The 21,593-nt window shown below is 60.7% G+C and carries 17 protein-coding genes, 1 tRNA gene and 1 pseudogene; 8 read left to right on the top strand and 11 right to left on the bottom strand.

The window, feature by feature from the left end:
* Genes sctR through RHM60_RS19945 form a run of 8 tightly spaced genes read right to left on the bottom strand, consistent with a single transcriptional unit; the run spans position 1 to position 7,953 of the window.
* Positions 1 to 654, bottom strand: a complete 654-nt coding sequence (sctR, locus tag RHM60_RS19980; RefSeq protein ID WP_209988295.1) for a type III secretion system export apparatus subunit SctR — start codon at positions 652 to 654, stop codon at positions 1 to 3.
* Positions 651 to 1,664, bottom strand: a complete 1,014-nt coding sequence (locus RHM60_RS19975) for a FliM/FliN family flagellar motor switch protein (RefSeq protein ID WP_322212573.1) — start codon at positions 1,662 to 1,664, stop codon at positions 651 to 653. The genes sctR and RHM60_RS19975 overlap by 4 nt, the downstream gene beginning before the upstream one ends.
* Positions 1,661 to 2,119, bottom strand: a complete 459-nt coding sequence (locus RHM60_RS19970; protein WP_322212572.1) for a type III secretion system HrpP C-terminal domain-containing protein — start codon at positions 2,117 to 2,119, stop codon at positions 1,661 to 1,663. Before RHM60_RS19970 ends, RHM60_RS19975 begins: the two co-directional genes overlap by 4 nt.
* Complete coding sequence (gene sctO / locus RHM60_RS19965) at positions 2,116 to 2,529, bottom strand: type III secretion system stalk subunit SctO (protein WP_322212571.1); 414 nt, start codon at positions 2,527 to 2,529, stop codon at positions 2,116 to 2,118. Before sctO ends, RHM60_RS19970 begins: the two co-directional genes overlap by 4 nt.
* Complete coding sequence (locus tag RHM60_RS19960) at positions 2,516 to 3,874, bottom strand: FliI/YscN family ATPase (protein WP_209988285.1); 1,359 nt, start codon at positions 3,872 to 3,874, stop codon at positions 2,516 to 2,518. The genes sctO and RHM60_RS19960 overlap by 14 nt, the downstream gene beginning before the upstream one ends.
* The gene (locus RHM60_RS19955; protein ID WP_209990646.1) at positions 3,871 to 4,770 is read right to left on the bottom strand and encodes an FHA domain-containing protein; all 900 of its coding nucleotides are present in this window, start codon (positions 4,768 to 4,770) and stop codon (positions 3,871 to 3,873) included. The genes RHM60_RS19960 and RHM60_RS19955 overlap by 4 nt, the downstream gene beginning before the upstream one ends.
* 37 nt (positions 4,771 to 4,807) lie before the next feature.
* On the bottom strand, positions 4,808 to 6,901 hold the full coding sequence (gene sctV, locus RHM60_RS19950; RefSeq protein ID WP_322212570.1) for a type III secretion system export apparatus subunit SctV: 2,094 nt from the start codon (positions 6,899 to 6,901) through the stop codon (positions 4,808 to 4,810).
* Positions 6,898 to 7,953: a TyeA family type III secretion system gatekeeper subunit gene (locus RHM60_RS19945; protein ID WP_416195189.1), complete on the bottom strand. Its 1,056-nt coding sequence runs from the start codon at positions 7,951 to 7,953 to the stop codon at positions 6,898 to 6,900. Before RHM60_RS19945 ends, sctV begins: the two co-directional genes overlap by 4 nt.
* A 263-nt stretch (positions 7,954 to 8,216) precedes the next feature.
* Between RHM60_RS19945 and RHM60_RS19940 the strand changes: the two genes are divergently transcribed.
* From RHM60_RS19940 to ggt, 4 genes are all read left to right on the top strand, one after another.
* Positions 8,217 to 8,768, top strand: a complete 552-nt coding sequence (locus RHM60_RS19940) for an RNA polymerase sigma factor (protein WP_209988276.1) — start codon at positions 8,217 to 8,219, stop codon at positions 8,766 to 8,768.
* 290 nt (positions 8,769 to 9,058) lie between these two features.
* Positions 9,059 to 9,135 (top strand) — tRNA-Met (locus tag RHM60_RS19935).
* A gap of 147 nt (positions 9,136 to 9,282) precedes the next feature.
* Complete coding sequence (locus RHM60_RS19930; protein WP_322212568.1) at positions 9,283 to 10,062, top strand: PhzF family phenazine biosynthesis protein; 780 nt, start codon at positions 9,283 to 9,285, stop codon at positions 10,060 to 10,062.
* Between the two features lie 54 nt (positions 10,063 to 10,116).
* Positions 10,117 to 11,928 carry a gamma-glutamyltransferase gene (gene ggt / locus RHM60_RS19925; protein WP_322212567.1) on the top strand — a complete coding sequence of 604 codons (1,812 nt, stop codon included), beginning with the start codon at positions 10,117 to 10,119 and terminating at the stop codon, positions 11,926 to 11,928.
* A 226-nt stretch (positions 11,929 to 12,154) separates the two neighbouring features.
* Here ggt and ddlA read toward each other — a convergent pair whose 3' ends face one another.
* Positions 12,155 to 13,249: a D-alanine--D-alanine ligase gene (gene ddlA, locus RHM60_RS19920; RefSeq protein WP_209988266.1), complete on the bottom strand. Its 1,095-nt coding sequence runs from the start codon at positions 13,247 to 13,249 to the stop codon at positions 12,155 to 12,157.
* Positions 13,250 to 13,380: 131 nt separating this feature from the next.
* Between ddlA and RHM60_RS19915 the strand changes: the two genes are divergently transcribed.
* On the top strand, positions 13,381 to 14,190 hold the full coding sequence (locus RHM60_RS19915; RefSeq protein ID WP_209988263.1) for an AraC family transcriptional regulator: 810 nt from the start codon (positions 13,381 to 13,383) through the stop codon (positions 14,188 to 14,190).
* A gap of 13 nt (positions 14,191 to 14,203) precedes the next feature.
* Here RHM60_RS19915 and RHM60_RS19910 read toward each other — a convergent pair whose 3' ends face one another.
* A complete protein-coding gene (locus RHM60_RS19910) occupies positions 14,204 to 14,524 on the bottom strand; it encodes a DUF2790 domain-containing protein (protein WP_322212566.1) in 321 nt (106 codons plus the stop codon).
* Between the two features lie 221 nt (positions 14,525 to 14,745).
* On the opposite strand from RHM60_RS19910, the pseudogene RHM60_RS19905 reads away from it, so the two are divergent.
* The 3 genes and pseudogenes from RHM60_RS19905 to RHM60_RS19895 all read left to right on the top strand — a co-directional run bounded on the left by RHM60_RS19905 (position 14,746) and on the right by RHM60_RS19895 (position 18,525).
* A pseudogene (locus RHM60_RS19905) lies at positions 14,746 to 16,065 on the top strand (OprD family porin).
* Between the two features lie 343 nt (positions 16,066 to 16,408).
* Positions 16,409 to 17,083 (top strand): heavy metal response regulator transcription factor, encoded by a 675-nt coding sequence (locus tag RHM60_RS19900; protein ID WP_209988254.1) that lies wholly within the window; start codon positions 16,409 to 16,411, stop codon positions 17,081 to 17,083.
* Entirely contained in the window at positions 17,080 to 18,525 is a 1,446-nt protein-coding gene (locus tag RHM60_RS19895; RefSeq protein ID WP_322212565.1) for a heavy metal sensor histidine kinase, read from the top strand. Before RHM60_RS19900 ends, RHM60_RS19895 begins: the two co-directional genes overlap by 4 nt.
* Here RHM60_RS19895 and RHM60_RS19890 read toward each other — a convergent pair.
* Entirely contained in the window at positions 18,431 to 21,586 is a 3,156-nt protein-coding gene (locus tag RHM60_RS19890) for a CusA/CzcA family heavy metal efflux RND transporter (protein ID WP_322212564.1), read from the bottom strand. The two genes, RHM60_RS19895 and RHM60_RS19890, sit on opposite strands and share 95 nt — an antisense overlap.
* Between the last annotated feature and the right edge of the window lie 7 nt (positions 21,587 to 21,593).

The raw sequence follows: 21,593 nt of genomic DNA, 5'->3' as shown, positions 1-21,593 counted from the left end.
TCAGAGGTAAGAAAGGAAAAGGCTGTCGAGCAACCGCGACCAGCCGGAAACCATGACGAACAGCAGCAGCTTGAGTGGCAGGGAAATGGTCATGGGCGAAACCATTTGCATGCCCAGCGCCAGCAGCAGGTTGGACACGATCAAATCGATGACGATAAACGGGATATAGATCAGGAAGCCGATCTCGAACCCGGCCTGCAACTGCGACACCACAAACGCCGGAATCAACAGCACCAGGTCTTCGCGCTGGGTGCTTTGCACCATTTCCGGCGGCCACATGCGCGCGCTGTTCTCCTGCAGATGGGTGAGCACATCCGGGTCGGTATTGCGCTTCATGAAAGTGCGCAACGGCTCGATTGCCACAAGGCCCGTTGCCTGAAGCGTCTGTACATTGCTCATGTCCAGCGGGGATGTCTTGAGGTTCTCGGCGATCTGATAGCCCACCGGGGCCATGACAAAGAGCGTGGCAGCCAACGCTATGCCATTGATCGCCATGCTCGGAGGCACCTGCTGCACGCCGATGGCGTTACGCGTAATCATCAGCACAATGACAATCTTGAGAAACGCCGTACAGACGACCAACAGCATCGGCAGCACCGACATCGCACCGAAGAACAGCGCGAGTACAACGGGATCAACGCCCTGGAACATCATCGGGAGAACACCACGCGCGTCAATTGCAAGCCGAGTCGACCTTCCACTTCCACCAACTGCCCTTGCCCAATGGGACGGTCACCGTAATACAGGCCGGCGACGCCGGGGGCGTACCCGGTAATGCCCAGCACGGTACCGGGAGCCAGGTTGCGCAATTCGCCCAGGGTCAGCGTGAGGACACCACAGCGCACGGTCAACGCCATGCTCAACTCGTCAAAGGGCTCCCGGCCGAAGGCATCCTCCACCGGGTGGTCAAGCTCAGGCCCCGGGTATTCTTGTATGACAAACTCTTCGTCCACGGACGCTTCCTTGATCGCAATAAGGTTCAGGCATAACCGCCCGGATTCATCTTCAATACGCCCTTGCAACAAACGACTTCCAACAGGCAAGTGGCCAAGGCCCTGCACATCGAAAAAGGCCTGTTCGAGCATCAACACATCACCCGCTCGCAGATCGCGCACTTGTGCGACAGGCAGGCTCAAGCCGCCCAGCTTCACGCTGATTGCCAATGGAAAAGACACGGGCAGCGCAGCGGCCATCTGCTCCCAGGCGCCGGCCGCATAGGCAGCCAGCAAACTTTCGGGGGCCAGCCACAGGTGACCTGCAACCCTGGAGAGCCCCAGCGTCACGGTAAAGCGACAACCAAAGTCCAGCTTCCTGGGCGCGGGCAGCAAGCGCAGATAGCCAAACAACGACGACACCTGCGGGGCGAGGTGAAGCTGGAACAATTCCCAGAACCAGGATTTCGGGTCGTTACCAACCTGCGCCAGGGTGACCGGGCATTCCCCCATCAAGCTGAACATCGCTTCCGGGTCAGAAAACGCCAGCACGCCCAGAGCGCTCTCGAAACACAACGGGTTCACCCCTACGGGCGTGAGGCCGGGCTCAAGCAAAAAAGCACCACGCTGATCACCCACCTGGAACGACAGGCGCAAGCCGCGCCCCAGCCGATGCAGCGCTGCCGCCCTTCCCGCCTCGACCCTTGGCAATGTCAACGCCGACATGATCATGCCGGGCTCACGCGCGCGAGCTGAACGTCGACAGGCTGCCCCAACGCCTCGACCAGCCTGCTCTGAAGGCTTTTCTGCACCGTACCGAGCCACTGCGTCGTGTGCGCCTCTTCGGCTTGCAACTCGATGTCCCAGCTACCCGGCGATCTCTGCACACGGGCGTTGATCCGCCCTCGATGCGGCAGGTAAAGCACTGCCAGCAAGGGCCATTGCGCAGTTGCCTGTATTCGCAACGCCAACTGCCCAGCCAGGGCTTCGAGCATCAATTTATTCGTCGACACGATTGAGCCTGGCAGGCCGGAAACATAACCGCCTTCGCCTTGCTCGTAGGTAAACAGGTGGGCAAACAGACTTGCGTAGTTCAGGGGCAACACACCTTCGATAGCCGATTCGTCTTCTCGTCCGTACTCGCGCGCACGCGGCCGCTCGGGCTTGCTTGCAGGTATTTCTTTCATGTCTCTTCCTGCGCCAGTAAACGGGACAATTCCAGAATTTTTTCAACCTCACGCAAACATTGGGTGACCTGCTTCTGCGCAAGGTCGACCTCGGTCACTTGCTGCTCCTGCTGTCCGTGCAATCCTTGCAATTGGGCTTCTTCGCGCTGCGTCGTGGCGGACAATGAGCGCTCCTGGTTATTCCACGACTTGAGCGCCTGAAACGAGATCACCTGTCCTTGATGCTGGCTCAGAAGCTGTGCACCCGCCTGGGCTTCCTGCAGGCGGGTTTGCTCGAGGACTTGCTGTGCCTGCTCAACTTGCAATTGCAGGGCTCGCTGATGCCTTTTGGCCTTGCCCAATACGCGCTCGGCCCGGTCCGCCCGATGCTTGCGCAGACGCCGCAAGGTTTCCAATTCAGAAAGGGACATGGGCGGTAAGCTCCGTCAGTTGATCCAGGGTCGAGTCCATCAGCGCGGGCTCGCGCAAGTCCTGGCGCAGAAAACCGTCCACGCGCGAACGGCTGTCCACCGCCATGTCGGTCAGGGCGTCACTGCCAGGCTGGTACTCACCCAACTTCAGCATCAGCTCGATCTGCTGGTACGCCGATAACAGACGACGCAGTGCCGTACCGGCCCGAATATGCTCGGGCGTGGCGACGTTGCTCAAAATTCGCGACAGACTGGCCAGTACGTCAACCGCCGGGTAGTGACCTCGCTCGGCCAGCTTGCGGGACAGCACAATGTGGCCATCGAGCAGCGAGCGAACTTCGTCAGCCACGGGGTCGCTCATGGAGTCCTGTTCGATGAGCACGGTGTAGATCGCCGTGATAACGCCGTCCTGGGTCAAGCCGGCGCGCTCCACTAATCGCGGCAGCAGGCTGTAAACCGAGGGCGGCAGGCCGCCTCGTCCCAGCGGTTCACCGGCTGCCAGACCGATTTCGCGCTGGGCGCGCGCAAACCGCGTCAGGGAGTCGATCAGCAGCAGCACGCGCTTGCCCTTGCGGCGATAGCCCTCTGCCAGGGCCGTCGCCGTGAAGGCCGCGCGGGCGCGCTCCATGCTTGAACGATCGGACGTCGCGCACACCAGCACGGCCTTGGCGCGCAATTGGTCATCCAGTTCGTGATCGAGAAACTCACGCAGTTCGCGTCCGCGCTCGCCGATCAGGCCAAACACAATCACATCGCACTCGACGTTACGGGCAATCTCCGCCAGCAAGGTGGTCTTGCCGCAGCCAGCGCCGGCAAACAGCCCCACACGCTGGCCCTCGCCAAGCGTCAGCAAGCCATCGATCGAGCGCACCCCGGTCGCCAGTGCGCGATGGATCCTGGGACGTTCGGTCGGCAGCGGCGCCTCACACAACACCATGCTTGCATCGGGACTGTCGGCCTCGACAAACGCACTGGGGCCAACGCCACTGATCGGCCGGCCGAAACCATCCAGCACCTGGCCCAGCAACTCATCACTGACCAGCACCCGGTGCGACACCCCCAGGCGCTGTACGCTGGCGCCCACACGTATCCCTTCAAGATTGCCAAGGGCGCTGAGTACGGCGTCCTGCTGATCAAAACCGATGATCTCAGCCAGCATGTAGTCGTCGACGGACTTTTCTACCTGGCACAGGTCACCGATACGCGCGTCAGGCAAACGACATTGCAACAGCATGCCATTCACGCGCTGCACTCGACCGCGCATCGTCACCGGCGTGAAGTTGGCCAGCGACCGCGTCTGGCGCTGCTCCCAGGCCGCCAGACGCGCCTGCAGTTCCGTACTCACCAGCGCACCTCATAGCGCTGCGCGCCATCGAAAACCACCTTGGTGTTGTCGATCAACACCAGGCGCAAACCATCCACCTCGTCCCCCACGAACAGCCGGCTGCCTTCCTCAAGAACGACGTGGCCGTTCGGCCCGCCGACGATCTGCACGATCTTGAACGGCAGCGCCCCATCGCGGGCGCGTACACGACTGATCACCGGGACCGCACTGTCGAACAGCTCGCCAAAACGGCTGAGCATGCGCGCGACCAGTTCCATATCGTCCGGGGATACAACGCCATTGAGCGCGATCTGGCCATTGATCACCTCCAGGCTGACCCTTTGGCTCAACTCGCGCTCGCTGAGCATTTTCAATAATTGCTGACGGACTTCAAACGGCGAGGCCAGTTGTTGTTTAACCGCCACGGGAGGCATCAGGGAAGCCTGCGCATCACGTTCTCCGGAGGACACCATGCTGACCACCACACCGATGACCGCCACCAACAGCACCGCGCTGATCAGGCGTTTTTGCTGCCTGTTGGAGATGGAGGACAACTGCAGCGTCGGTGATGCCTCGCTTGCTCGCGGCGCGGGCGCAGGGGCCGGGGCGGGTGTTTCAGGCCAGGGTTGATCGGCCAGGCTGACGTAGAGTCGAATGGCCCCTACCGAAAAAGGGACGTTCAACGCCAGGCTCGCAATCTGTGCCAGCACTTGCCCCTGGGCGTCATGCAGCAGTCCGGCTTCAGCCTGCACCGACCATTGCGAGTCAGCCAACCGCAGCCGCGCATGCTGCTCGGCGATACCGGGGTCGTTGAGCATCAGGTCGGCATCAGGGTGAGCACCGATGCTCCACTGCTCGCCAAATAGCGGTAACGCAGCCCCCTGACGCTGACCATTAAGCACTCGCAGCTCAAACATCATCGAGCCCTCCCGTGCGTTGAACCCGGGTGAAAAATCATGCCGCCGCACCGCGCATCAATTCGTCCTGCCCCAGATCAAAACGCCCCAGGACCTTTACCTTGGACGTGCTTGCCAACTCGGCAAACGACAGCACAGGTACGTGGTTGAACTCCTCCAGCAACAAGGCGCGTAGAGGGCTGCGCAGGTCCTGCGCCACCAACATCACGCTCTTGCTCCTGGCGCGCACGGTGAATGCCTGGTTGAGGAGGTTGACCAACGCGGCGCTGCTTTCGTTATCAAGCGCAAAGAACACCCCGGTCTGGGTCTGGCGCAACGCCTCGCGCAGGATGTTCTCGGTATGGGGAGACAACAACCAGGCATGCAGACCATCGTCCTCGCTGTACTGCTGGAAGATCTGCGCCTTGAGGGCAATGCGCGCATAGTCGGCGAGCGCGTCGGGTTCGCGCTCATGCTGGCCGTGCTCGATCAGCGACTCGACAATCAGCCGCACCGCACGCAGCGGCACGCCCTCACTGGCCAGGCGCTGCAAAACCGCCGAAAACCGCGACAGCGGCATGATGCGTTGCAACTCCTGCACCAGCTCCGACTGGTTGTGCTCAAGCCAGCTGAGGATCGCCTTGCTCTCCTGAATACCCAGGAACTGCGGTCCGCTGAGCATCATTGCCTGCCTCATGCGATCAAGGATCAGGCTTGTCGCGGTAAAGCGTTCAAGCGCGGGGTCGGCAAGCAGCGGATCATCAGGTGGCAACCAGAGCCAATCCTGCTCATCACGCTCGGCCAGTCCTGGTATCGCGTGCTCCGGCTCGACCGCCAGCGCCTTACGTTCAACGGCAACGAGCGTGACCACCGAGGCCTTGACCATCGGTACCTCATGCACACAAAAACGCATTTCATCGGCGGCCAGCGAGTCGTCGAGCTCGACTTCGAACGGCGGCAAGGTCAGGCCAATATTGGCGACCAGCGAATTTCGTGCCTGGCGAATCCCGTGAATAAGGTCCGTAACCTCAGGCGTCCCCCGTAAGGACGGAGGAAACTGCAACAGATAAGGCCGCGATGGATCGAACCCACGCAAGTCCTCATTACCGTTCTCTTCGGGGCGCACGACATTTGCAACGTCCTCCTTGGGCTTTTCTTCGCGTTGACGCTGACGCATCAGGAAATAGCCCAGGGAGCCGGTGGCCGCCGAGATCAGGATAAACACCAGGGTAGGCATGCCGGGCACCACTGCAAACGCGAGCATGCCGACCGATGCAATCATCCAGCTCTTGGGTTCACTGGTCATTTGCCGGGCGATTTCAGCGCCCATATTGCTCGTACCGTTGCGTCCGTCCGGCGCCACACGGGTGATGATCATGCCGGCCGTCAGGGAGATCAGCAGGGCTGGAATCTGCGCAATCAGGCCGTCGCCGATGGTCAGTACCGAATACAGCTGTATCGATTCGGCCGCGCTCAGGTCGTGTTGAAACATGCCCGTGGTGAAGCCGCCCAGCAGGTTGACCACAACGATGATCAAACCGGCGATGGCATCCCCCTTGACGAACTTCATGGCTCCGTCCATGGCACCGAACAACTGGCTCTCGCGGGACAACTGCTCGCGTTTATCGCGTGCCTGCATACCGTCGATCAGACCGGCACGCAGGTCACTGTCGATGGACATCTGCTTACCCGGCATCGCATCCAGACTGAACCGCGCGGCGACCTCGGCGACCCGCTCCGAGCCCTTGGTGATCACCAGAAAGTTGACCAGGGTGAGGATCAAAAAGATCACCATGCCGACGGCCAGATTCCCCCCCACCACGAAGTTGCCGAATGCCTCGACGATATGGCCGGCGTCCTGCTCCAGCAAAATCAGACGCGTCGTGGCAATCGACAACGCCAAGCGAAACATGGTGGTCAGCAGCAAAATCGAAGGAAACGAGGAGAACGCCAAAGGCCCTGGCAAATACAGCGCCAGTACGATCAACAGGCATGATATGCAGATGTTGATTGCAATCAGGATGTCTACCAGCCAGGTCGGCAGCGGCACGATAAAAATGAATACGATGCCCAGGACCACCACGGCGCCCAGCACTTCGGCACGCTGTGCCACTTTGAGCAACGCCAGGTTGATGGTAGACAGTACCGTCACGCCAGCGCCCCCAGGTCACCGGCAAAGCGCGAGGGTTTGCGCTCACTGCGTTCCAGTTCGCCCATTACCGCCAGGAAGCAGTCCAGGGCGTCCTGCCGCACTCGACTGTCCGGCCACAACGCCAGGGGCAAATCGCGCATCAGCGGATAAAGTGCGTTGAGGAGCACCACTTGCCGAAGCGTCGGATGACCTCCCAGATCATGCCCAAGCCGCAGGATTTCACCTGCATCGATACCGCTGCCGGCATATCCCAGCAGGCGCTGCAGAAGACTTACGCCGTCGCAATCGAGGCCCAGCCGCTCGATCACCGCATTGCAACTGGCTAATACCGTGCCTAATTGTCCACAACTTTGCAGTGCCAGTAACAAGGTGCGCAATCGGGGCGTGGTCATTGCCGAAACCAGGGTCGCGATGTCGTCAGCCAAAGCCTTGCGCATGTTGCCGAGCCTGGCGGAAAACGTGTCGCCACCGTACTCGCCCAGCAAGGCCTGCATTATCGTCGCCAGGGATTGGCGCGTGGAGATGCTGGCATAATAGAGCGTACGCAGCGCCTGGCGCTCTTGCGGATCGCCACCTGCCTTCAGCAGCGCACCGGCGAATGTAAGGCCCGCCTGGATCTCCCCCTTGAAACCCACCGACAACAGGGCAATGGCCTCCCGCGCCCTCGCAGCTTCGGAGGGGCGTGCCTCACTGTCCAAATGCACTTCCAGATGCTTGAGCACCACGAACGCACGCGCGGGATCCCCCTCGGCAAGTTCCACCCACTTGTCGACACTGACGTTGTGCTGCAACTGCTGCCTGAACCGCCGCGAAATGGCTGCCAACGACTCCTGGGCCGGATAACCCAGCTGATCGTAAAGCTGCGTCAACTGCGCGGAGGGAGGTATGCGTATCGCCGTGGCCTGCTGGGCCTGGTTAACGGCAAGAACCTCATGGTTGAAGATCTGGACAAGCTCATCGACTTTCGCCAGCGCGGACGCGGAGACAAGCGAAGTGGCGGACTGATCCAGATGCCGGGCAGATGACACATCGTTGGGAGATTCGACTTTCATGGGCATGCCAATACAGGAAGAGTGTGCTTCGTGTGTGGTTACGCCCGCCGATGCAGTTCCATCAAAACGCGTCTATCGATGCGTTTGACAAGACTGGCACGTGCCATCGGTACTTTTTGCAAGTTGCTGCGTAAAAACGCGGCATTTCAATATATTTATCTATAAAAATCATTAGGTTGCATGTTTTTTCCGTTTGGCACAGCCAGTGCTAAAGGGGTTTCCATCGAAATTTTTTCGATAGCGTTTACCCTGAGGAAAAAATCGTGAATATCCCTATTGAAGCTTTAGCGCAGCTCGTTGGTAACTCGCCTCAATTCATGCTCCAACTGACGGACGAACAGCAGAAAAAACTCCGACGTTTTATTCACAAACGCGTGCTTAACCCCGAAGATGCCGACGATATCCTGCAACTCACCTACCTGGAGGCATGGCGCAACAGGGAACGATTCAGTGGTCAGGCGAGCCTCAGCACCTGGATGTGCGGCATTGCGCAGAACCTGGTCCGCAACCACTTCCGACGCCTTTATGCCAAACCGGTGCATTGCGAATTCGATGAATCGCTGTGGCATGGACAGGAGGAAAACAAAAACCTGGATTGGGAGTTCGAAATCAACCGCAGACTGGAGAAAACCCTGAGCGCCATCGACCACCTGCCTGCAGAAATGCGCAAGACGCTGTACGCCTCACTGGAAACCGACGGCAGCTATCAGGACACTGCCAACGCGTTGGACATCCCCATCGGTACCGTTCGTTCACGCCTGTCTCGGGCGCGCGAACACCTTAAACGCGTCACGTATAACCCGCTGCAACCGTAAGCGCCTGGGAGCAAGCGTTGGGCGGCAGGGATATCTGCCCAACCGAATGTAAAACGAATTTCTTTAATAACGCCTCTGCAACGATCCCCTCTCTCGCCTCGTCTTCAAAGATGCCCAACTCGAAACTACCGGCCAATCAAAGCGCGTCAGCCGCCCTGCTCGATCGCCGCGCACACCTGATCGCCCGTCTTCAGCGGCGCCAGCTCCGGTTAAACAATTGAAAGCGTAGAAAAAATCTCAACAAAAGTGCTTGACGCATTCTCGTTCTGCGCGAATAATGCGCGCCACTTGGCTACGTAGCTCAGTTGGTTAGAGCATAGCATTCATAATGCTGGGGTCCGGGGTTCAAGTCCCTGCGTAGCCACCAAGTACTAAAAACGGCTTACCGAAAGGTAGGCCGTTTTTTTATGCCTTGAGAAAAGTGCCTGAAGCGCACAAAAACTTCCCAACTGTATTTTGACGCCCTCCAACCCCACTGTTAGTGTCCTGCCTCCCCCACATGGAGCGCCCCACGGTGAAACTGGACATCTACCAAGTCGACGCCTTCAGCCAGCATCCGTTCGGCGGCAACCCCGCAGCCGTCTGCCCGCTCACCGAATGGCTGCCCGACGAGCAACTGCAGAACATTGCCGCTGAGAACAACCTCTCGGAAACCGCGTATTTCGTGCCCCGTGGCGAGCACTATGAGTTGCGCTGGTTTACCCCTTCAGTTGAAGTCGACCTGTGCGGCCATGCCACGCTGGCGGCAGCCTGGGTATTGTTCCATGTGCTGGCGGATGCGCCGCAGGTGCTGCGCTTCGCCACTCGCAGCGGCGAGCTGCGGGTGACGCGTCAGGGCGACGAACTGGCAATGGACTTCCCGGCCCGGCAACCCGAACGCTGTGAGCCGCCCGCCGGACTGCTGAGCGCGTTGGGGATCGAGCACGCCGAGGTATTCAGCACCGATGACTACATTGTGCTGGTGAGCGACGAGGCTCAAGTCGCTGCACTGACGCCGGATTTTGCAAGCCTCAAGGGCTTGCCCAAACGCGGCATTGCCGTGACCGCCAAAAGCACGGGGTTTGATTTCATCTCGCGCTGGTTCGGGCCGAATGTGGGCGTCAATGAAGACCCCGTCACGGGTTCCGCGCACACGTCACTGGCGCCATTCTGGGCGGCACGCCTGGGCAAATCGCAATTGACTGCCGAGCAGGGCGGTGCGCGCAAGGGCCAGTTGCGCTGCGAGCTTGAGGGTGAGCGCGTGATTATTTCCGGCAAGGCGGTGCTGTACATGCAAGGCACGATTTACCTGTAAAACGCACGACCCAAAGGACGGTCGAGCATTCTCAACGTAAACGGAGTTCAACACGTGTTTTCAATTTCCCGCCGCCCTTTGTCGATCATCGCCGCAGCCTTCGCCCTGTCGGCCTGTCACACCGCGCTCAACGAACCGCCTCCCGCACCGGAGTCGGGATCGGGTTATCGCAACGACCTCACCCTGCGCCATGCCGAACGCCACATGGCGGCCGCCGCGAACCCGCTGGCCGCCGAAGCCGGGCGGGAGATGCTGCGCCAGGGCGGCTCGGCGATTGACGCGGCGATTGCCATGCAAGCCGTACTGACCCTGGTGGAGCCGCAGTCGTCCGGCATCGGCGGCGGCGCATTCATCATGCTGTGGGACGGCGAAAACGTGCACGCCTATGACGGTCGCGAAACCGCGCCAGCCGAGGCGACCGAGCGTCTTTTTCTGAACGCCGATGGCACCCCGATGGCTTTCACCGATGCCCAGATCGGCGGGCGCTCCGTCGGTACACCCGGTGTGTTGCGCGCATTGGAGATGGCGCATAAAAAGACCGGGCACCTGCAATGGGCCAAACTGTTCGAGCCGGCGATTCGTTTGTCGGAACAGGGTTTTGCGATTTCCCCACGGTTGCACAGCTTGATCGCGGCCGACCGTTTTATTGCGCAGTCACCGGACATGGCCGCCTATTTCCTGAAGGCGGATGGCACGCCGAAAGATACCGGCACGGTGCTGAAAAACCCGGCGCTGGCCGCGGTGTTCAAACGCATCGCCAAGGAAGGCCCGGACGCGCTGTACCGTGGTCCGATTGCCGAAGAAATTGCGCGCAAGGTGCAGAGCCACCGTAATGCAGGTGGCTTGTCCAAGTCCGACCTCGCGGGTTACGTCGCCAGGGAGCGGGCGCCGCTGTGCACCGACTACAAGCGCTGGAAAATCTGTGGCATGCCGCCGCCGTCGTCCGGCGCGATTGCGGTGGCGCAGATCCTCGGCACCTTGCAGGCGCTGGAAACCCGCGACCCGCGCCAGGCCCTCGCGCCGATGACCCCGGTCAAGCTTGCCACCCCGGCCGGGTTCGAACCCACGCCGCAGGCCGTGCACCTGCTTGCCGAGGCCGGCCGCCTGGCGTTTGCCGACCGCGCGCAGTATGTGGCCGATGCGGACTTTGTGCCGGTGCCGGTTGCCGGTCTCGTTGCGCCGGATTATCTGGCGCGGCGTGCCGACCTGATCGGTGAGCGCAGCATGGGGATCGCCAAACCGGGACAGCCGGCGGGCATCCAGGTGGCCTACGCGCCGGACCGGTCGCCGCTGCGCATTTCCACCTCACAGGTGGTGGCCGTGGATGACCTGGGCGGCGCCGTATCGATGACCACCACGGTGGAAGCAGCCTTTGGCTCCCATGTGATGGTCCAGGGCTTCTTGCTGAATAACCAGATGACCGACTTTTCGTTCATCCCCGAAGAACACGGTCAGCCGGTTGCCAACCGTGTGCAGCCTGGCAAACGCCCGCGCTCGGCCATGGCGCCCACACTTGTATTCGACCGCCAGAGCGGGGAATTGCTGGCCACGCTGGGCTCGCCCGGCGGCTCGCAGATCATCGAATATGTGAGCAAGACGCTGGTGGCAATGCTCGACTGGAACCTTGACCCGCAAGCCGCCATTAACCTGCCCAATTTCGGCAGCCGCAATGGCGCGACGGAACTGGAGGCCGGATTGTTCAGCCCGGGCACGAAAAAGGCATTGAAGGAAAAAGGCCATGCACTGAGCGAGATCGACATGACCAGCGGTGTGCAGGCGATTGTTCGCGCGCGCGATGCCCAGGGAAAAGTGTCGCTGAGCGGCGGCGCGGACCCTCGGCGTGAGGGTGAAGCCTTGGGTGACTGAGCTAAGGCCATAAACTGTGCAAAACCTGCTCCCCCATGTGGCGAGCGGGCTTGTCCCGCGTTGGGGTGCGAAGCGCCCCCAATCGAGCAAAACGCAGTGTACCTGATACGGCTCAGCGCCTGGCTTTGGGGCTGCTGCGCAGCCCAACGCAGGACAAGCCTGCTCGCCACAGGGAATCTGCGCTTAACTGAACGGCATTAGGGCAAGCCCGCTCGCCACACAGCTGTCAGCGACTGATCTTCAAGCCCTTGCGTCCCGCATGCCGCTCCAGCGCCAGGTCGATCAGCCGGCTCACCAGTTCGCTGTAACTCATCCCGGCAGCCTGCCACAGCTTGGGGTACATACTGATGCGGGTGAAGCCGGGCAGTGAGTTGACTTCGTTGATCAGTACTTCGCCGTCGTCCGTGAGAAACACGTCAACCCGCGCCAGCCCGGCGCAACCCAGCACCTCGAACGCCTCGACCGCCAGGCTGCGAATGCGCTCGCAGGCTTCAACGCTGATATCCGCCGGCACCACCACCTGCGCGGCATGCTCGTCGATGTATTTACTGTCGTAGGAGTAGAAGCCGCTGCTCACCACGATCTCGCCGCAACCGCTGGCAATCGGGTGTTCGTTACCCAGCACCGCGCATTCGATTTCACGGCCACTGACGGCGGATTCCACCAGCACTTTTTCATCAAACCCGAGCGCCAGTTCTACCGCGGCGTGGTACTCGGCTTCGTCGGCAACTTTGCTGACGCCCACCGACGAGCCCTGGTTGGCGGGCTTGACGAACATCGGCAGGCCGAGTGTGTTCACCGCCGTGGCAAAGGATGTACGCGCCGCGGTGCGCCGGGTCAGCGTGATGAACGGGGTGACGGCAATGCCGGCGTCACGCAGCAGACGCTTGCTGATGTCCTTGTCCATGCACACGGCCGAGCCAAGCACGTCGGCGCCGACGAAGGGCAGGTCCGCCATGCGCAACAAGCCTTGAAGGCAGCCATCTTCGCCAAGGGTGCCGTGGACGATGGGGAAAATCACATCGATAGGTGCCAGCAGCCCCTGGCCGGAGGTTTCCACCACTTGCTGGCTGGCCTTGCCAGGCACGACCGCCAGCTCACGATTGGATTGGTTGAGGGCGATCAGGGCCGGGTTTTCCTGATTGATCAGAAAGTCCGAGGTGTCGTTCAGGTGCCAGTGCCCGGCCTTGTCGATCCCAATGAGGATCGGCTCGAAGCGCGACCGGTCCAGGGCATCGACGATGTTGCGCGCCGATTGCAGCGACACTTCATGCTCAGCCGATCGGCCACCAAAAATAATACCTACCCGCAACTTACTCATGACCCGGCCTCAGTGTTGAACGTAGGGCTTCTTACCATGGGCTCTGCCCCTGCACAATCGTTCAAGACCCGCACAGACAAGCAGCGGCAGACTGGGTTAACGTCATTCCATCTCTTCTCGTGGCAATCATCATGGGTAAATCAACCGCCCCCCTTGACTGGCTTCACCGCGCGCCGCACGCCAGCGGCCTGGACCGTATCGAGGCATACTTTGCCGGCTTTGCGTTCGACCCGCATCGCCATGACACCTACGCCATCGGGCGTACCTTGTTTGGCGTGCAGAGTTATCACTACCGCGGCTGCATGATCCACAGCCTGCCGGGCACAACCATGGTGATTCATCCCGATGAAACCCATGACGGCCGCGCCAGCAGTGTGGAAGGTTTCAAGTACCGCATGATTTACGTGGAGCCTGCGCTGATCCAGCAGATTCTCGGCGGCCGGCCACTGCCGTTTATCCACAGCGGCCTGTCGACTGATCCGCGTCTGTTGCGTGCCAGCGAAGTGCTGCTGCAAGGCCTGGACTGCCCGATTGACCCGATGCAGGAGCAGGATGCCCTGTTCGACCTGGCACATGCGCTGAGCGCTGCGTCGGGCGCGATCATCAGCCGCAAATCCTTCGACTATGTCGCCGCCGAGCGGGCCCGGGAATTTATCCACGGGGCCCTGGGCCGCAGCATTACCCTGGATGAAATGGCCGACCATGCCGGCCGCGACCGCTGGGCCCTGTCGCGGGATTTTCGCCTGCTGTTCGGTACCAGCCCCTATCGCTACCTGACCATGCGTCGACTCGATCTGCTGCGTAACCTGCTTGCCCAGGGCCAGTCGCTGGTGGATGCGGCGCTGACGGCAGGCTTCACCGACCAGAGCCACATGACCCGACAATTTCGCAGCACCTACGGCATGCCGCCGTCGCGCTGGGTGAAGATGCTGGGCCGCTGAGACTCAAGCGGCATCACTTCATGCGGCATACGCCCATCACTTGATACTCCAGGGTATTGAGCTTGCCGACCGAATCCCAATAGGTCATGCGCGACGGCACCGCGTTGCACGAGCGAATTGGCGGCGAGATGTTGACCACCTTGGCAATATCCAGATTCATGCCGTAGCGGTACACCTGCACCTGAGGTGCCGGCAGGCCTCTTTTCTCAGCGTAAGCCGCCATGGCGTCCTCGTTACCTTCCAGAAGCAACGCATAAGTGCGCTTGCCGTCCGCCACTGCGCCAAATGACAGTATTGCAACGAGCAATCCCAGGCCAACTGTCTGTAAGTTCATCACACGTCCCTCGACTGAAAAGTTCAGCGTCGAGACTATCCAGATCACCCTTGCGACAGGTTCGCTGCAAGATTACTTATTTGATAGATAACAGTAACTTTCCAGGATCGTAATGTTTGCGCCACTCAGCCGTTATTCGTCGTTTGCAACTATCGCTCTGGGCACTACAACGCCCACTCTCATAAATAAGAAGCTGGTTATTGCCAGACCCAGGAGCGAACATGAATATCCTCAACATGACTCTGCCTCTTTCGTTATGCGCCGCGTTGCCGCTGGCAGCGGTGGCGGCACAGGAGCATCCCGAAGGCTTTATCGAAGGCAGCAGCGTCAAGCTGTTGATGCGTAATTTTTACTTCAACCGCGATGATCGCAATGGTCGATCCAGCCCTACCGGCAATGGTTATTCCGAAGCCTGGGCCCAGGGCCTGATCGGCAAATTCGAATCCGGCTTTACCCAGGGCACCGTGGGCTTTGGCCTGGACGCGTTTGCCATGCATGGCCTCAGGCTCGATTCGGGCAGGGGCCGCAGTGGCGGCAAGGGCTAATTCAGCGTAATGCCGGTAGACAGTAGCAACCGCCCGGAAAGCACCTACAACAAGGTGGGTGGTGCCGCGAAACTGCGCTTTCTGGACACCGTGATCAAGGCCGGCGATGTGTTCCCCTACACGCCCGTCGTGGCGGCCGGCGACTCGCGCGTGTTGCCGGAAAGCTTTCGCGGCGTCACCGTACAGAACACAAGTATTGAAGGCCTTAGCCTGCAGGGCGGGCAATTGAGTGGCATGAGCCAGCCCTCCCAGAGCGGCCGGAACAAAGAGTTCGCCACGTTTTACGCGGGCAAGGTCGATTCACCCTGGGTTGGCTATTTCGGCGGCGATTACCAGTTCAATCCGCACCTGAGCGCGAGCGTCTATGGCAGTCGCCTGAAGGATGCCTGGGACCAGTACTACTTCGGCACTACCGCCAGCTATCCACTGGGCGAGGACGTGTCGCTGTTTGGCAATTTCAACTATTACAACGTGAAAGACGAAGGCCGCAAACTGCGAGGGGAACTGAACAACAACATCTGGAGCGCGCGCCTGGGGGTGAGGGTCGGCGCCCATCGTGTGACCGTTTCTCACCAGCGCAACAACGGCGACAACGACTTCGACTACCTGCGTCAGTCGGATTCCAACATCCTCGAAAACTCCATGCAGTACAGCGACTTCAACTCGCCCAAGGAGCGCTCATGGATGGTGCGCTACGACCTGGACATGCAACCCTTCGGCATCCCCGGCCTGTCGTTCATGACCCGCTACGGCAGAGGCTCGGGCGCCGACTATAGCAACGCCAATTCGGTCTATGTGCGCAATGATGCGGCAGGCAACCCGCTGACCGGGCAAAGCCGTTGGGAACGGGATGTGGAAGCCAGGTACGTGGTACAAACCGGCAATTTGAGGGATTTATCCCTCAGGCTGCGTCAGGCCACCATCCGTTCAAGTGCGTTCGACGCAGACCTGGAAGAAGTTCGCCTTATCGTCGAATACCCATTAGCCATACTCTGAACCGGCGCCTTACATTCATTTACCGATACCCTATATCTGCTGACGCGCTCAAGTCTGTCAGAACTGTAATATCGGACTCACCTGCTCGTTAAGTTGTAATTTTTAAACTCGCTTACTCGACATCCTTCATCTCTGCGGCTTTTGTATAGCTCCTTTGGAACAGAGATGAATATTTACGCCCCCGCCGGGGCGTTTTTTTTGCGTTGAACTTCAGCGGCCAAATGTCACACCGGCCTTACATCGCTTGACCCTAAAGCCTCTTCACGTTTGAGACTTCCCCTACAGCTTACTCAGAGCCTTCTGTGAGGCCATATCATTTCCCTATTCTTGAAGGAAAATCCCTATGCGCATCCTGGTTGTTGAGGACGAGCAGAAAACCGCCGACTACCTGCAGCAAGGCCTGACCGAAAGCGGTTACGTCGTCGACTGCGCCGCCAGCGGCATCGATGGCTTGCACCTGGCGCGGCAACACAGCTACGAACTGGTGATCCTCGATGTCAATTTGCCCAACACCGATGGTTGGGGCGTGCTTGAGCAATTACGCCGCGACGGCAACCAGCGAGTGATGATGCTGACGGCACGCGGGCGCCTGGCCGACAAGATCAAAGGCCTGGACATGGGCGCCGACGACTACCTGGTCAAGCCCTTTGAATTTCCTGAATTACTGGCCCGTGTGCGCACCTTGTTGCGCCGCAGCGAACACATCCCGCTGCCGGAGGTGCTGCGCGTCTCGGACCTGGAGCTGGACCCGCGAAGGCATCGAGCGTACCGCGGCAACCGACGCATCGACCTGACCACCAAGGAGTTCGCCCTGCTGCATGTATTGATGCGCCAGACCGGCGAGGTGATGACCCGCACGCAGATCATTTCTCTGGTGTGGGACATGAATTTCGATTGCGACACTAACGTGGTGGAAGTGTCCATCAGCCGCCTGCGCGCCAAGGTCGATGACCAGAGCGAGGTCAGGCTGATTCATACCATTCGCGGCGTGGGCTATGTGCTGGAGGCACGCCAATGAAAACCAGCAGCTTGTCGACGCGTCTGGGGCTGATGGTCAGCCTGATGGGCGCGGGCCTGGTGCTGCTGCTGGCGACTCTGGCCTTTCTGGTGCTCGATCACGAACTGGAAAAAATGGCGCGCAAGAGTCTGGAAAACAAGATGGAGCTGATTCAGCACAGCCTGACCATGAACCTCAACACGCGCGAGATTGCAACGCGCAACCATCCTCTGCCGGACCTGGTGATGGGCCACGATAATTTCTACCTGACCATCGTCGGGCCATTGCCGACCACCGACGTGTTGCTCAGTGTTGGCACCAGGGTTCAGGCACCCTTGATGACAGACTTTACTGCCAGTGAAACCCTCGGCTACCTGACATGGGCCGACGGGCGCGGCAACCAGCAGCTCGGTGCCTCACGCCTGGTGCGCCTGCGCAGCGGCGAAAATGTGCGGGTGCTGCTGACGCGAGACCGTGCCGATGACCAAGCGCTGCTCAGTGCCTATCTGCGCTCCACCCTGTTCGTGCTGCCGTTGCTGCTGGTGCTGATCGGCCTGGGTGCGTGGTGGCTGGTACAGCGCGGGTTGGCACCCTTGAAGCAGTTCAGCCACGTCGCGGCCAAAGTCACCACCCAGGACCTCACGCATCGTCTGGCGGTGGACAACCTGCCAAAGGAGCTGGCGGAGTTGGCGCAGGCGTTCAACGTAATGCTCGACCGGCTGGACGCGGGGGTGCAGCAGCTGTCGCAGTTTTCCGACGACCTTGCCCACGAATTGCGCGCGCCGCTCACCAACCTGATGGGCAAGGCCCAGGTAACCCTCTCGCGCCCGCGAGTGCCAGAGGCCTACAAAGCGGCGCTGGAGTCCAGCGTGGAAGAGCTGGAGCGCCTGGCACGCATCGTCTACGACATGCTGTTTCTGGCGCAAGTCAGCCATCCGTCCGCCCGCGCGTCGTTCACCACGGTGTCGCTGGCGCAGGAAGCCGAGCGGGTAATGGAACTGTTCGCCTTCAGCGCCGAAGAAAAGCACCTGAGCCTCTCCCTGAGCGGAAATGCCCAGGTACAGGGTGACCGCCTGATGATTCAACGTGCGCTCTCGAACCTGCTGTCCAACGCAATTCGCCATAGCCCGGAGGGTGGGTACGTGCCTCTGAGCGTAGAAGCAGGCGCCGACAGCATCTGCGTATTGGTTAGCAACGCGGGGGCAGGCATCGAAGCCCATCACCTGCCGCATGTGTTCGAGCGTTTCTACCGCGCCGACAGCAGCCGCGCGCGCACCGAGGGCGGCACTGGCCTGGGCCTGGCCATCGTGCAGTCGATCATGACCCTGCACCAGGGGCAGGCCGACGTACACAGCCAGCCAAGTGGATTTACGCAGTTTCGACTGGTGTTTCCTCGTCCTTGCGGTGCGCCCACTGATACAGCGCCGGCAGCACCAATAATGTCAGCAACGTTGATGAAATGATCCCTCCGATCACCACCGTGGCCAACGGCCGCTGCACCTCGGCACCGGTGCCGGTGGCCAGGGCCATGGGGATGAACCCAAGAGACGCCACCAGCGCAGTCATCAATACCGGGCGCAGGCGCGTCAGCGCACCTTCGTTGATCGCCAGCGCCAGCGAATACCCTTCTTCGCGCAGATTGCGGATAAAGGCGATCATCACCAGGCCATTGAGCACCGCCACGCCAGACAACGCGATAAACCCCACGCCCGCCGAGATCGACAGCGGGATATCGCGCAGCCACAGGGCCATGATCCCGCCGGTCAGCGCAAACGGAATCCCGGTGAACACCAGCAAGCCGTCCTTGATGTTGTTGAACATCATGAACAACAGGCCGAACACCAGCAGCAATGCCACCGGCACCACGATGCGCAGCCGCTCGGAGGCCTCCTTCAGTTGCTCGAACTGGCCGCCCCAGGAGGTCCAGTAACCTGCGGGCACTTTCACCTCGCCGCTGATTGCGGCCTCGGCTTCTTCCACAAACGAACCGATATCGCGCCCGCGCACGTTGGCACTGACGATTACCAGGCGCTTGCCGTTCTCGCGACTTACCTGATTGGGGCCCAGTAGCAGGTCGAGGCTGGCCACCTGTGACAACGCGATAAATCCCAGTTGCCCGGAAGGGCTGCCCGCCAACGCCGGCACCGGGATCAACAGGCGTGACAGCCCGTCGATATCGGTGCGCAGCGTGTCGGACAAGCGCACGACCATGTCAAATCGGCGGTCACCTTCGTACAGCGTACCGGCCTTGCGACCACCGACTGCGACGGCAATGGTGTCCTGCACATCACCGGTATTGAGGCCAAAACGCGCCGCCTTTTCGCGGTCGATATTGATCGTCAGCACCGGCAGGCCGGATGTCTGCTCTACTTTGACTTCCGAAGCGCCATCAATCCCGCGCAGGGTCCCGGCGATCGCGCCGGCGGTGCTGTTGAGCACCGCCATGTCATCGCCAAATACCTTCACCGCTACATCGCTGCGCACGCCTGAGATCAGCTCGTTGAAACGCAGCTGGATCGGTTGCGAGAGTTCATACGCGCTGCCCGGCACTATTTCACTGGCGCGCTGAATATCGGCGATCAGTGCCTCACGGGATTTGTTGGGGTCGGGCCATTGCTCCTTTGGCTTGAGCATCAGGTAACTGTCGGAAATATTCGGCGGCATCGGGTCGGACGCAATCTCAGCCGTGCCCGTACGCGCGAACACCCGCTCGATTTCCGGCACTTGTGCCAGCAAGGTCTTTTCCAGTTGCTGCTGCATCTGCACCGATTGCGTGAGGCTGGTGCCGGGCACGCGCAAGGCCTGCTGGGCGAAATCGCCTTCGCTGAGGCTGGGGATAAACTCGCTGCCCATGCGGCTGGCCATCAGACCGGTGCCGACAATGGTCAGCGCCGCCAGTGCGAAGACCAGCGGCCGACGCGCCATCACCCAGTCCAGCACCGGCGCGTACACCCGACGCGCGCTGCGCATCACCAGATTTTCCTCTTCCTTGACCTTACCGGTGACAAACAGCGCAATCGCCGCCGGCACGAAGGTCACCGACAGGATCATCGCACCCAACAGGGCGATGACCACAGTGAACGCCATCGGGTGGAACATCTTCCCGGCCACGCCGGTGAGGGCAAAGATCGGCAGGTACACCACCATGATGATCAGTTGCCCGTAGATCAGCGCCCGCCGCGCTTCCTTCGCGGCGGCGAATACCTCGTGCAGGCGCTCGCTGCGGGTCAGCAGGCGGCCGTGTCGATGTTGCGCATGGGCCAGGCGGCGGATCGAGTTCTCGACGATCACCACTGCGCCGTCGACGATAATGCCGAAATCCAGCGCGCCAAGGCTCATGAGGTTGGCGCTGACTTTGTAGGTGAACATGCCGGTGAACGTGAACAGCATCGCCAGCGGAATGACCATCGCAGTGATCAGCGCCGCGCGGATATTGCCCAGAAACAGAAACAGCACCGCGACCACCAGCAGCGCCCCTTCGAAGAGGTTGCGCTTGACCGTGGCAATGGCTTTTTCGACAAGGTTGGTACGGTCGTAGACGGTAACCGCCACCACGCCTGCGGGCAGCGAACGGTTGATCTCCTCGAGTTTCTTCGCCACCGCCTGGGACACACTGCGACTGTTCTCGCCGATCAGCATGAACACCGTGCCCAGCACCGCTTCGCGGCCGTTCTCGGTGGCTGCGCCGGTGCGCAGTTCGCGGCCGATCTCGACCTGCGCCACATTGCGCACGCGAATCGGCGTGCCCTCCGTCGAGGTGATGACGATATTGGCAATATCCTCGATGGACGCCACCTGCCCCGGTGCGCGGATCAGCAACTGCTCGCCACTGCGTTCGATATAGCCGGCGCCGACGTTGGCATTGTTGCGCTCCAGCGCCGTGACCAGGTCGTTCAATGTCAGGTTGTAGGCCGCCAGGCGCTTGGGGTCCGGGGCGATCTGGTATTCCTTGGCGAACCCGCCAATCGTATTGATCTCCGCCACGCCCGGCACGTTGCGCAGTTGCGGCTTGATGATCCAGTCCTGGATCACGCGCAGGTCCGTCGGCGTGTAGGGTGTGCCGTCCTCCTTGCGGGCGCCCTCCTCGGCCTCCACGGTCCACAGGAAAATCTCCCCAAGCCCGGTGGAAATCGGCCCCATGGTGCTCTCGATGCCTTCGGGCAATTGATCGCGGGCCACTTGCAGACGCTCGTTGACCAATTGCCGGGCAAAGAACAGGTCGGTGCCGTCCTTGAAAATCACCGTCACCTGCGACAACCCCGAACGCGACAACGAACGCGTCTGCTGCAGGCCCGGCAACCCGGCCATGGCGGTTTCAATGGGAAAGGTGATGCGCTGCTCGGTTTCCAGCGGCGAGAAGCCCGCCGCCGCCGAGTTGATCTGCACCTGCACATTGGTGATGTCGGGCACGGCGTCGATGGGTAATTTCTGATAGCTGGCGATGCCGACACCGGCCATCAACAGTACCGCCAGCAGCACAATGATGCGCTGCTCGATGGCGAATTGAATAAGGCGCTCAAACATGAAAAAT

The sequence above is a fragment of the Pseudomonas sp. MH9.3 genome (genome assembly GCF_034354675.1).
In the GTDB taxonomy this organism is placed as follows: Bacteria; Pseudomonadota; Gammaproteobacteria; order Pseudomonadales; family Pseudomonadaceae; genus Aquipseudomonas.
The sequence above is the reverse complement of the archived record's forward strand: the minus strand, read 5'-3'. Positions and strand labels throughout refer to the sequence as shown.